Annotated in this window: 12 protein-coding genes; 2 read left to right on the top strand and 10 right to left on the bottom strand. The window is 38.7% G+C overall.

The genetic code is table 11. The annotated features are described in order from the left end of the window. Positions 1-37 precede the first annotated feature (37 nt). Positions 38-529, top strand: coding sequence for a regulatory protein RecX (locus RUH60_RS02180; protein ID WP_313804751.1), 492 nt, complete (start codon positions 38-40; stop codon positions 527-529). Positions 530-650: 121 nt separating this feature from the next. On the opposite strand, the gene RUH60_RS02175 is transcribed toward RUH60_RS02180, so the two are convergent. The 8 genes from RUH60_RS02175 to RUH60_RS02140 all read right to left on the bottom strand — a co-directional run bounded on the left by RUH60_RS02175 (position 651) and on the right by RUH60_RS02140 (position 7,232). Further along, positions 651-1,802, bottom strand: coding sequence for a beta-ketoacyl synthase N-terminal-like domain-containing protein (locus tag RUH60_RS02175; protein ID WP_313804749.1), 1,152 nt, complete (start codon positions 1,800-1,802; stop codon positions 651-653). A gap of 20 nt (positions 1,803-1,822) precedes the next feature. Continuing rightward, positions 1,823-3,094 (bottom strand): adenosylmethionine--8-amino-7-oxononanoate transaminase, encoded by a 1,272-nt coding sequence (gene bioA, locus RUH60_RS02170; RefSeq protein ID WP_313804746.1) that lies wholly within the window; start codon positions 3,092-3,094, stop codon positions 1,823-1,825. A gap of 20 nt (positions 3,095-3,114) precedes the next feature. Further along, positions 3,115-3,741 (bottom strand): dethiobiotin synthase, encoded by a 627-nt coding sequence (bioD, locus tag RUH60_RS02165; protein ID WP_313804743.1) that lies wholly within the window; start codon positions 3,739-3,741, stop codon positions 3,115-3,117. A gap of 55 nt (positions 3,742-3,796) precedes the next feature. Beyond that, positions 3,797-4,408: a hypothetical protein gene (locus RUH60_RS02160; RefSeq protein WP_313804740.1), complete on the bottom strand. Its 612-nt coding sequence runs from the start codon at positions 4,406-4,408 to the stop codon at positions 3,797-3,799. After that, a complete protein-coding gene (locus tag RUH60_RS02155) occupies positions 4,398-4,901 on the bottom strand; it encodes an RNA polymerase sigma factor (protein ID WP_313804737.1) in 504 nt (167 codons plus the stop codon). Before RUH60_RS02155 ends, RUH60_RS02160 begins: the two co-directional genes overlap by 11 nt. Before the next feature lie 11 nt (positions 4,902-4,912). Further along, positions 4,913-5,764, bottom strand: a complete 852-nt coding sequence (locus tag RUH60_RS02150) for a TraB/GumN family protein (RefSeq protein ID WP_313804736.1) — start codon at positions 5,762-5,764, stop codon at positions 4,913-4,915. A 64-nt stretch (positions 5,765-5,828) separates the two neighbouring features. Then, complete coding sequence (locus RUH60_RS02145; protein ID WP_313804735.1) at positions 5,829-6,020, bottom strand: hypothetical protein; 192 nt, start codon at positions 6,018-6,020, stop codon at positions 5,829-5,831. Positions 6,021-6,095: 75 nt separating this feature from the next. Then, the gene (locus tag RUH60_RS02140) at positions 6,096-7,232 is read right to left on the bottom strand and encodes a pyridoxal phosphate-dependent aminotransferase family protein (protein ID WP_313804732.1); all 1,137 of its coding nucleotides are present in this window, start codon (positions 7,230-7,232) and stop codon (positions 6,096-6,098) included. A 150-nt stretch (positions 7,233-7,382) separates the two neighbouring features. On the opposite strand from RUH60_RS02140, the gene RUH60_RS02135 reads away from it, so the two are divergent. Continuing rightward, on the top strand, positions 7,383-10,697 hold the full coding sequence (locus RUH60_RS02135; protein ID WP_313804729.1) for a reprolysin-like metallopeptidase: 3,315 nt from the start codon (positions 7,383-7,385) through the stop codon (positions 10,695-10,697). A 63-nt stretch (positions 10,698-10,760) separates the two neighbouring features. Here the strand turns inward: RUH60_RS02135 and RUH60_RS02130 are convergent, their stop codons facing one another. Then, positions 10,761-11,285 carry a hypothetical protein gene (locus tag RUH60_RS02130; RefSeq protein ID WP_313804726.1) on the bottom strand — a complete coding sequence of 175 codons (525 nt, stop codon included), beginning with the start codon at positions 11,283-11,285 and terminating at the stop codon, positions 10,761-10,763. 56 nt (positions 11,286-11,341) lie between these two features. After that, positions 11,342-11,623 (bottom strand): F0F1 ATP synthase subunit epsilon, encoded by a 282-nt coding sequence (locus RUH60_RS02125; protein WP_313804723.1) that lies wholly within the window; start codon positions 11,621-11,623, stop codon positions 11,342-11,344. Positions 11,624-11,672: the final 49 nt, after the last annotated feature.

Below are 11,672 nucleotides of genomic sequence, written 5' to 3'. Positions count from 1 at the left end.
ATTTTTCAATCATCGGCGATTAAATTAATGTTAAGTTATGAACACTAACTCATTGAAAATCTACACAGTAGAAGAGGCCACAAAAAAACTGGAATACTATTGCAGTTATCAGGAACGTTGTCATTATGAGGTAGTTGAAAAACTTAAAGAAATGAAGATGATCCCCCAAGTTATTGACAATATTGTAGTACATCTCATCGAAAATAACTTTTTGAACGAAGAGCGCTTTGCCCAAAGTTTCGCTAGAGGCAAACACAACATCAAAAAATGGGGCAAAATCAGAATTGTGAACGAACTCAAATTCCGAAACATCTCCAAATACAACATCGACACGGCTTTAAAAGAAATTCCTAGCGAGACTTATTATTCAAATTTTCACGAATTAGCCGAAAAACACTGGAACAGTATTACCGAAAAAAACAGTCAGAAGAAGAAAAAGAAATTTTGCGATTTTTTACTCCGTAAGGGCTGGGAAAGCAATCTGATTTTTGAAAAACTTACTGATTTAGAAGCTTCGCAAAACCAGTAACACTTGTGTCTAAATAATGTAATTTTTTTTTGGACACGTTTTTTGTGTTCAAAAAATATATTTTCAAAAAAGACACCAAATCTGTGTCCATTTTATTTTTCAGAAAAAAAGACACAAAAAACTATACGGAAACCAAGACTGTTACAGCATTACCACCAAACCCAACCGCATTTACTAAAATTTTGCGAAGTGGCACATCATTATTGGAAGTTTCCACAAAAGGAACTCCAACAAATTGCTGGTGTTGCAGCATCATCACAGCTAGCTCCACACTCAAAATTCCGGAAGCGCCAAACGTATGGCCAAGCTTCCATTTGTTGGTTGTTAGTAACGGCAGTTTATCGCCAAAAAGTTTTTGAATCGCCTTGTATTCCGATAAATCGCCTTTGATGGTTCCAGGCGCGTGCATCACAATCCCATCAATATCTTCAGTAGAAAACTTGCCCATCGCCATTGTCATCGATTTTTGAAAACATTCCGCTTCCGTAGAAATCGAAATACCGTGTTCCAAAATATCGGTTGCGTAACCAACACCCTCAATGTAAGCTAGCGCTTTTTCGGAAGATTCGGTTTGCATGCATAAGACACCGGCTCCTTCACCCAACACCATCGTGTTTTTTTCTTTATTCAAATCGAAAGCGCGACAAGGATATTCCCCTTCTTCTTTCGAATAAATCTTCAAAGCCTGCATTTGTGCAATAGTAAAAGGTGTTAATGACGCTTCACTGCCCCCCACCAAAAACTTATCTACCATCCCCGAACGCAGCCATGCTACGCCATTCAGCAAGGCATGAAGCGCCGTCGAACACGTTATCGAATGTGAAATCTCCGGTCCTGAAGCCTTCAAATCGTGTGCGACCCAAGAGGAAATATTCCCCATTGTGGTCGTGGGAGAAGCTAAAGTAGCCGTTTTACCTGTTGTTATAAATTCTTCGTGGTAATTCTCAAAAAGCTCTGTTGCTCCGCGAGAAGAACCGATATTGATACCGAATACATCGTTTTGATTCCAACCAGCCTGACGAATCGCAGCTCTAGAAGCCAACATCGCGTATAAAACGGAGTTGTCCAGGAATTTGTATTTATGATCCGATTGTCTTAAAACTAAAACTTCCGCTCGCAAAACATCCGAAATTGCAGCAACGGGCACCGTCTTTCCGCCAATAATTCGGTTGATAATTTGTGTGGTTGGTTTCAGATACTCAGCCCAAATAGCATCTGGTTGGTTTCCTAAAGGAGAAAAAGACGCTAAGGCGGTAATGGCAATCGGTTTCAATGGTTTATTTTTTTACAAAGTTAGCATTCTTGCAATGCTTCTTCTATAGTTTGGTAGATTTTTTCCAATTGCGCATCTGAAATCACATAAGGCGGCAACACATAAACAATGTTTCCGACTGGGCGTAGAATAATCCCTTTTCCAATGAAGAAATTGTACAATTTGTTGCGAAAATTTCCGTAATAGTCGTGGTTACCTTCCTGTTTGATTTCCAACGCTAAAATTACACCTAAAACCCGTGTCGTTACAACCCGAGGATGCTCTTTCAATTTCGCTTCAAAACGCAAATGATTTTGATGAATTCTACGGATGTTGCTCTGCATTGCATCAGATTCCAACAACTGCATGCTTGCCAATGCTGCCGCACATCCTGTTGGGTTGGCGGTAAATGTATGTCCGTGAAATAACGCTTTATTGACGTCATCATCGTAAAAACCATCGAATAGTTCCTGAGTAAAAGTCGTAATCGCCATCGGGATGGTTCCTCCGGTTAAGGCTTTCGACAAACACATCATATCAGGTTGCTGCGTCAGATAATCGCAAGCGAAATTTTTCCCTGTTTTACCGAAACCGGTCATGACTTCGTCGGCTATGGTAAAAACGTTATGTTGTTTACAAAGCAGTAGTAATTTGTCCAATTCGGAAGCTTCGTACATCACCATTCCGGCGGCACCTTGTACCAATGGTTCGAAGATGAAACCTGCAAATTCGTTAGTTTTTAGAAGATTTTCCAAGGCTTTGAAACTTGCTTCTTCATTTCCTTTTGTAGGCACCGGAATGCGAACTACTTCCAGCAAAGAACCTTTAAAAGCTTCCGTAAAAAAAGAAATGCCGCTTGCTGCCATCGCTGCAAACGTATCACCGTGAAAAGCATTTTCAAACGCAATAATCTTGGTTCGTTTTTCGCCTTTGTTGTAAAAATACTGCAAAGCCACTTTTACGGCGATTTCCACCGCGGTCGAACCGTTATCGGAATAAAATAGTTTTTTTTGATTGGACGGCAACAGTTTTATCAAACGTTCTGCTACCAAAACAGCAGGTTCGTGCGTAAAACCACCAAATAAAACGTGTTCTAACGTGGTGAGCTGTTTGTAAATCGCATCGGCAATAACTTTATTGGAATGCCCGTACGGATTCACCCACCAGGAAGCAATAGCGTCGATGTATTCTTTTCCATTTTCATCCCAAAGCAAAGCCCCTTCTCCTTTGGTAATGGCGATGTGCGGAGCGGCCGTTTTGTGTTGAGTGTACGGATGCCAGTTGTGTTGTATATCTCTTTCGGAAAGATTCATTTTAAATTTTGAGTTATAAATTATGAGTTGTCTAACTCAAGAAGTGTTTTTTTGAATTTATCGGCGTAATAACGAATGACATTGGTATCGAAATAAGGTTCGTTTTCAATTCTTCCCAACATTTTTAAACCGGTTTTTGATAGGATGATATTTTCTGAAGACGAATTTTCATCGCCGTTGAAAATAATTCCGGCAATAGTCAATTTACGACTTTGAAGTGCTTCAACCGTCAACAAAGTATGATTGATACTACCCAAATAATGCCTTGAAACTACTATCACTTTGTAATCAGGTTGGATTAAATCGATTACACACTCTTTTTCGTTGAGCGGAACAAAAACACCACCGGCACCTTCCACCACCAAATGGTTTTTAGTTTTCGGCTCTTTTATTTTTTTTAAATCGATGGCAATTCCATCCAATTCGGCTGCCAAATGAGGACTTGCTGGCGTATTTAATGCGAAAGCATTTTCAAAAATCGTGGTTTTCGAGTTCGAAAGGTACTTTTTAATTTTATGGGAATCGGAATAGTCCAAATCGCCAGCTTGTACGGGTTTCCAGTAATCGGCTTCTAAGGCTTCGGTAATGATGGCGGAGGCGATGGTTTTACCGACATCGGTTCCTATTCCGGTGATAAAAAGTTTCATGCGTTTATTTTCCACAAAAATAAAAAACCCATCGCGAACGACAGGCTTCTTTTTACTATTCTTTTAATTCATCGATTACTTTTCGGATTTCTTTGGCATATTTCCCGTAGAAGTAATGTACCCACCATTCGAGTGCCAATCCCATGAATAATATCGATGAGATTACTACAAACAGCAAAGCAAAAATAACCGTATTGCTTGCATTACCCGTTAAAATTGCAGTCGCTTCCGGAATTCTGTAAAACACAAAACCAATCGAAAACAAAATTACAAAGGGCGTAAGGGCAAATCCGAAGGTTTTGTATAATTCCATATTCAGACGGATATCAAAATACGTTTCATACAAACTGTCTTTCGTATTTAAAGTGGTTTTGTTCAGTCTTTTGTAGAACAAGAACAGCTTCGCCAAATAATAAATACTTACCGCCACAAAAATAGCAAACAGTAAGTAAAAGGGCGTTACTGCCGTTTGTGGAAATCCTTGCATAAACGGAACAAAGCCTATGAATGCAATGGAAATAAACTGGTAAAAAAATTCATTTCGCAAGTTTTTCCGAATCTTATCCAGCGGTGTATTGGCCGACTGAATTTTGTTTAAATTATCCGGAAGTTTGACCTCGTTATTCTGATCGTTATTCCAGGCGGATTGTATATCGTTAAAGTCCATAACCTTGTTGTTTTATAATTTCTTTCAATTTTTCTTTGGCGCGGTTGAGTTTTACTCTGGCGTTCCCTTCGGAAATTCCTAAGTTTTCACCGATTTCTTTATGGGAGAAGCCTTCGAGTTGGTAAAAAATAATCGCTTTGTCAATCTTGTCTAGTTTTTGCACCGCTTTATAGAAGTGTTCAATCTGGCTTTCCTTAACATCTGAATCACTTTCTTCTTCGCGAATGTTTTCGGACACAATTTGATACTTATCGGTTTTTCGCTTTTCTTTTCTAAGAAAGACAATAGAAGTATTAATCGCCACCCGGTACATCCAGGTAGAAAACTGACTCTCCCCTTTGAAAGTGTCGTAGGCTTTCCAGAGCTGACAAATAATCTCCTGAAACAAGTCGTCCTGATCGTCACGGTTATCCATGTACATCTTCGACACTTTGTAGAGTATCCCTTTGTGCGCTTCCAGTCGCTGTAAAAATTCTTTTTCTTTAGACTCCAAAGGTGTGCCGATTACTTTACAATCGGTTTTACGGTATATCCGGCATTTTTCAACAACTGTACAACACCTTGTTCGCCGCCTAAATGTGCAGCACCCACGGCAAAAAACACACTTTGGTCTTTCATTAATTCCGGCATTTTTTTAGCCCAATTGTTGTTACGGATGTCGAGCATCCATTTTCTATCTTCTTCGTTCATAAATTTCGGATCCGTAGACATATTGTGAATTTTTTGAATGTCTTCTGAATTGTAAATTGCCATCAAATCCTTAAAATAAACGGAATCGTAATGTTCTAATTGCGAAATAATCTCTTTATCGGAATAGGCATTTCCTAAAAATTCCAACTGAGCTTTGATTTTTTCCAAACCTACTGTTTCGATTTTTTTAGCCATCGCCATTTGCATAAACTCCAGCTCGTACATTTTTGGTGGACAACCCAACGATTTGAACATGACCATACTCATGATGGTTGTCAGCGAATAACTTTCATAAGCCTTTGCATTTTGACCCATTTTTTTCAATAAAAACGCATCCAATTTCTGATAATCTTCTGAACTTAATGTTTTGCTTAACGGTTCTTTGCTCATGGCAGCCTGTTGCATAATCATTAATTCTACCGGATCGTCCATATCGATTTCCAAAGCTAGCTTATCGGATTTGGCGAAAGCCGTTTTGGTTTTATCGGCCATTTTGAAATCGGATTCACACATCATATGAACCGTTCCGAACAAATATGACGATTTCTGCAGACCATTGCCTGAAATTTCCCAAAGCAATGAGCTGTTGGCTGTCGTTTGTGCATTTACAATTCCACCCGTAAGTGTGGCTAAAAACAAGAATGAGGATTGAAGTAATTTTTTCATTTTTGAATGGTATAAGATTGATGAGTTTTGATTGATTGTCTAATTGATGATTGAAACTTATTTGCTATTTTTCTGCTTGTTGTCTCTTTTTTGAAGCAATTCCAACAACTAACAAACAAATCATGATGGCTAACAACGCTCGTTTAGGTCTGTCGAAAACAAACTCATTGATTAAAGCGAAGCCAATCCCGAAAGAAGCCAAAAAGATTAACAAGGAATTTACCGGTGTCGATTTTTTATTGGTTGACGTTTTCATATCGTATTGTTTTATTTGGTTTACGACTCGTAAGTAACCGAAAATACAAAACGTTACAAAAATTTTAAAACTTTTTTATAGAAGTGAGGAAAGACAAGTCATAACAGCGGAAATTTCTTCCTCTGAATTATAACTGTGTAAACAAAAACGAAGGCGTTCCTGCCCTTGCGGAACGGTTGGTGACAAAATCGGTTTGACATCGAATCCTTGTTTCTGAAGTTGTGCTGCAATCGTTTTAACCTTTTCATTGCCCGGAATAATAGCCGAATGAATAGCGGATTTGCTGTACACAAACATCGGCTTCAGTCCCAAAAGATTTTTTTGCTGATTGAAAAAAGTAATATTGTGTTTCAATCCGTTTACTTTACCCGAAGAAAGTAGTTGATAGGCTACCAAAATAGTCGCAACAGAATGCGGGGAAAGTCCTGTAGTATAAATAAAGCTTCGGGCAAAATTGACGAGATACGATTTCAAATCTTCACTTCCTAAAATCGCTGCTCCGTGACAACCCAAGCCTTTGCCAAACGTCATGATGCGGGCAAAAACCTTGTCCTGAAGCCCAAGACTTTGCACCAAACCTTCGCCTTTTTCTCCAAAAATTCCCAAAGCATGGGCTTCGTCAACAACCAAATAGGCCTGGTATTTTTCGGTTATATGGGTTAGCGCTTCTAAATTGGGCGAATCTCCATCCATGGAAAAAACGCTTTCAGTGACTACGTAAATTTCTGTTTCTGGAGTTTGAAATTTTTGAATCAGTTGCTCTAATTCCTCCAAATCATTGTGTGGAAACTTGTACGATTTAGCATTCGACAATTGAATACCGTCACGTATGGAAGCATGAATCAACTCATCGTATAAAATCACATCGTTGCGTTGGGGAACACTGCTAAAAAAGCCAACATTGGCATCATAACCGGAATTGAAAATCAAAGCCGTTTCCGATTGGTGAAATGTAGTGATAAACTTTTCTGCTTCTGAATGCAATTTGTGGTTTCCTGACAACAATCTTGAACCAGTTGCTCCGTTGTTTTTCAGATTATTGTCAACCAAAAATTGATGGGTTTTATCGAACAATTCCGAAGAGCGTGCAAAACCTAAATAATCGTTGGAAGAAAAATCAATCAGCGAATTGGATTCCGAAAGTTTTCGCAACGAATGACTTTGTTCGCGTTGATGCAACTTATCGGTTAAAGCTTTTGGAAACGGTTTCATACGCCAAAGATACACATCTTTTTATTTGTAATTATTCACATACAAAGCTGCACAATATTAACAAAAATTCAATAATTTTTTCAATTAATTGTCTTTATTTCAATATTTTAATTATTTTTAGCATCCATTAACAAGTAACCCAACTAAAAAATGAAAAGAAAACTAACTCTTGCAGTATTGGTTTTATTTTCAGTAACTATTGGTTTTGCCCAATCGCAAAAACTATGGAACCTGACAAACGAAAACAATGCTGCCAATCTGAAAAAAGTGAACCGGAGTTCTTTCCCAAGGGACTATCACTTATTTACACTTGACCTTGAAACTTTTAAAAATCAATTGATTGGAGCACCAGTTAGAGGTGAATTTCAAGGAATTTCAAACTTAATTATTGAATTACCCAATGCGGAAGGTGTTCTAGAACATTATCGCGTAATGGAAACTCCCATTATGGAAGCGCCTTTAGCGGCTAAATTTCCGATGATTAAATCGTATGCCGCTCAGGGAATTGAAGACCCAACGGCAGTTGCTCGTTTTTCGGTAACTCAATTCGGATTACACAGTATGACACTTTCTGGAGCAAAAAGCACTGCCTTTATTGATCCGTATACGGAAGACCGATTAACTTATATTGTGTATAGTAAAGAATCATTACAAAAAGAAAGCAATGACTTTTCATGTTTAACGGATCATGGTGTACACCTACCTTCTCTTGAAACGGACAGAAATGCATCTTCTGCAGAAATGGCTTTACATACAGACGACAAAAAGCTAAGAACCTATCGTTTGGCACAATCCTGTACTGTTGAATATGGTAACTTATTCGCCGGAACAGGAACTCCAGCTCAGAGAAAAGCTAACATTCAAGCCCAAATGGCTATTACCATGACCCGTGTTAACGGTGTTTATGAAAAAGATTTGGCAATTACTATGATTTTTGTCGCTAACAACGATTTAATCATCTATTATGGAGCAGCTGGAAGTGATCCTTGGAATGGGGAATACAACACGCAAACAGGAATTACTATCGACGCTAATATTGGTTTTAACAATTACGATATTGGTCACAATTTCAATACTTCCGGAGGTGGAAATGCCGGATGTATCGGATGTATTTGTAGCACAAACACTACTCCATCCAGTGGTTTTCATAAAGGAACCGGATTTACTGGGAGAGCCAACCCTACCGGAGATGCCTTCGATATTGATTACGTGGCTCACGAAATGGGACACCAATTTGGTGGTTACCACACTCAAAGTAACAACAGTTGTCGCTCTGGAAGTGGTCTAACCGAAGTAGAAACTGGTTCCGGATCTTCTATTATGGGATATGCCGGAATATGCGCTGCAAACGTACAAGCAAACAGTGATGACTTTTTCGGTTATGTGAACATCCGTGACATTATGGCTAACGTAAAAACAGGTGTAAGCTCCACTTGTGCACAGATTACAAATTTCGCCAACAATCCACCAACTGCTGACGCAGGAAGAGATTATGTAATTCCAAGATCAACTGCATTTATCTTAACTGGTAGCGGGACAGATCCAGATGGGGATGCCATTACTTATACTTGGGAACAAAACGATCCTGAAAACCCTAATTCAAACGCTGCACCTGTTGCCACCCGTGCTGCAGGACCAATGTTTCGTTCGGTAAGAGGGACAACTTCACCAAGCCGATACATGCCAAACTTGACTACAGTTTTAGCCGGAAATACCGCTAATACCTGGGAGGTTTGTCCGTCAGTAGGACGAAATTTAAATTTCTCTTTAACAGTACGTGACAACAGAGCCGGCGGAGGTCAAACGGCAACAGATTTAATGCGTGTAACAGTTAACGGAACAGCAGGCCCATTCGTTGTTAATGCTCCTAACACCAACGTAACCTGGCAAGGTGGAACCAATCAAAATGTAACTTGGGCAGTTGCCGGAACAACAGCTAATGGTGTAAATGCAGCTTATGTTGACATTTATCTTTCAACTAATGGAGGAACAACATTTACAACATTATTAGCAAGTAAAGTTCCAAACGACGGAAGTGAAACTGTTACCATTCCGAATATTCCAGGAAATCAGAATAGAATTATGGTAAGAGGATATGACAATATTTTCTACGATGTGTCCAACACCAATTTTACTATTTCCGCAGCAGCTTCGACTTTTACTGCAGAGTTTAACGGTGTGGCTGGACAGCAAAACAAATCAATTTGTACAGGAGCCACTATTTCATATACAATAGATTACAAAGCTTTAGGTGGTTTTTCGGGTACAACTTCTTTTGCAGTTGCCGGAAATCCTGCTGGTACCACAGTAGTCTTCAGCCCTACAACAATGAACAGCAATGGAACTGTTACCATGACGGTCAACAATACCACCGGAGCAACTCCAGGATTCTATACTTTAGCAGTTACGGCAACTTCAGGAGCAGTAACTAAAAATGTTAACTTCTATTTGGATTTGCTAAACTCGAACTTCGGCACTACGAATTTATCTACTCCGGCAAACAATGCTGTAGGACAAAATGTATCGTTAAACTTAACTTGGGCTGCTAACAGCAACGCTAGCGGCTATAACGTAGAAGTAGCTACAGACAGTGGTTTTACAAATATCATTAGTACTGGCACAACCAATACAACTAGCTATACAGTTTCCGGTTTAACGGAAGGCACCAACTATTTCTGGAGAGTACAACCATTCAATGTGGCTTGTATTGGCACTTTTACAAGTTCATACAGATTTACAACAGGAGTAATCAATTGTATCCCTTTTGCTTCAACAAACGTTCCTCTTACTATTTCGGCTACAGGAACACCAACTATCAATTCGACACTAACAATCCCTGTTGCATCAGGTGGAATAATTGGTGATGTAAACGTTACCATGAATGTTTCCCATACGTGGATTAACGACTTAACGGCAACCTTAATCAGTCCGGCCGGAACACAGGTTCAGTTATATGTTAATCCTTGTGTTAGTGACGCTATTGAAAATATTGTAGCCACTTTTGATGATTCGGGTTCAGCGGTAGTGTGTGGCACTAACCCTGGAATTTCCGGAACGGTACTTCCAACACAAGCCTTAGCGGCATTAAACGGAGAAGTATCTAATGGAACTTGGACTTTACGAATTGCAGATGCCTTCAATCAGGATGGTGGTTCACTCAACAGTTGGAGTTTAAACATCTGTACAGTTGCGGCTTTAGGAACAACAAACAACAACCTTTCTAATTTTGTGATTTATCCGAATCCGAACAACGGTACTTTTAACGTTCGTTTTACACCGGATGCTTCCAACGAAACGGAAATAGTTGTGTTTGACATCAGTGGAAGAAAGATTTATCAAAAGAACTATGCGAAAGCAGCATTTTTTGAAGAACCGATTCAACTGCAAAGCGCGCAATCGGGTGTGTATTTAGTAACGGTGAAAAACGGTGCGAAACAAGCTACTCAGAAGATTGTGATTCGATAATTGAATCTTAGATAAAGTAAAAAGCCCTCAGTTGAGGGCTTTTTTTATGAAATATAATGGTTTTTACTTCTCAATCCATTTGGAATTACCTTTTTCTGTAGCGTCTAACAAATCGAGGTTTAAACGATTGGAAAAATGCAAGCCAAAGTCGAAAGCTGGCTGAAAATCTTCAAAAGTACAAACGTTAAAATGCTTATTTCCTTTATACCAAAGATTTACTTCGTAATTTTCTGTGGCAGTATTTTTGAATACGGAAACATATTCAAGGAGAGGAATTTCGGAATATCGTTTATGTCGAATTAAACCTACTGAGTATTCTGTCATTAATTTTTCTCTTTCAAAATCTATATAAAGCGTCCTAACAATTGAAAAACTTAAAGCTAGTGTCAATATAAAAACCCCATCTTTAAAATACCCTAATGTTATTTTCAAATTTTCATAATTGAAATCCCTGCTAAACAACAGATAGCAGAAATACAATAAATAACCAATACACAACGTATACAGAAAAGCCGCAATTACTGTTTGCCAAAAAGGGCGCTTTCCTTCACTTACAACAATTAAATTTTCGTTTGAGTTAGATTTCATAGTTCAAAAATAAAAAAGCCCAGCAAATTGCTGGGCTTTTCTGTATTAAAATTGTCTTAGTCCGCTAAAACAATAATTTTATTGTCATTCATTTCGATTGTTCCCGAAGTGATAGGCAACCAATACGTTTGCTCGTTTACTTTGTTGAATTTCTCCACAAATTCTTTAGCAATCTTAATATTAGTTCCTACGATTTTCACGTTTCCAGTTCCTAATAAAGAAACAATAGGCGCGTGATTGTTCAACATCTGGAACTCCCCATTTATTCCCGGAACCGCTACCGAAGTAACTTCTCCTTTGAATAACGTGGCTTCTGGTGATACAATTTCTACAATCATCTTTTTTAATTGATAATGGATAATTGTTAATTGATAATTACAGGAATTG

The organism is Flavobacterium sp. (assembly GCF_032153895.1).
GTDB lineage: Bacteria > Bacteroidota > Bacteroidia > Flavobacteriales > Flavobacteriaceae > Flavobacterium.
The sequence above is the reverse complement of the archived record's forward strand: the minus strand, read 5'-3'. Positions and strand labels throughout refer to the sequence as shown.

Bases quoted from the DNA above. Each gene is read 5' to 3' on its own strand.
- RUH60_RS02180 (WP_313804751.1), top strand. From the start codon at position 38: ATGAACACTAACTCATTGAAAATCTACACAGTAGAAGAGGCCACAAAA.
- bioA (WP_313804746.1), bottom strand. From the start codon at position 3,094: ATGAATCTTTCCGAAAGAGATATACAACACAACTGGCATCCGTACACT.
- bioD (WP_313804743.1), bottom strand. From the start codon at position 3,741: ATGAAACTTTTTATCACCGGAATAGGAACCGATGTCGGTAAAACCATC.
- RUH60_RS02160 (WP_313804740.1), bottom strand. From the start codon at position 4,408: ATGGACTTTAACGATATACAATCCGCCTGGAATAACGATCAGAATAAC.
- RUH60_RS02150 (WP_313804736.1), bottom strand. From the start codon at position 5,764: ATGAAAAAATTACTTCAATCCTCATTCTTGTTTTTAGCCACACTTACG.
- RUH60_RS02145 (WP_313804735.1), bottom strand. From the start codon at position 6,020: ATGAAAACGTCAACCAATAAAAAATCGACACCGGTAAATTCCTTGTTA.
- RUH60_RS02140 (WP_313804732.1), bottom strand. From the start codon at position 7,232: ATGAAACCGTTTCCAAAAGCTTTAACCGATAAGTTGCATCAACGCGAA.
- RUH60_RS02135 (WP_313804729.1), top strand. From the start codon at position 7,383: ATGAAAAGAAAACTAACTCTTGCAGTATTGGTTTTATTTTCAGTAACT.
- RUH60_RS02130 (WP_313804726.1), bottom strand. From the start codon at position 11,285: ATGAAATCTAACTCAAACGAAAATTTAATTGTTGTAAGTGAAGGAAAG.
- RUH60_RS02125 (WP_313804723.1), bottom strand. From the start codon at position 11,623: ATGATTGTAGAAATTGTATCACCAGAAGCCACGTTATTCAAAGGAGAA.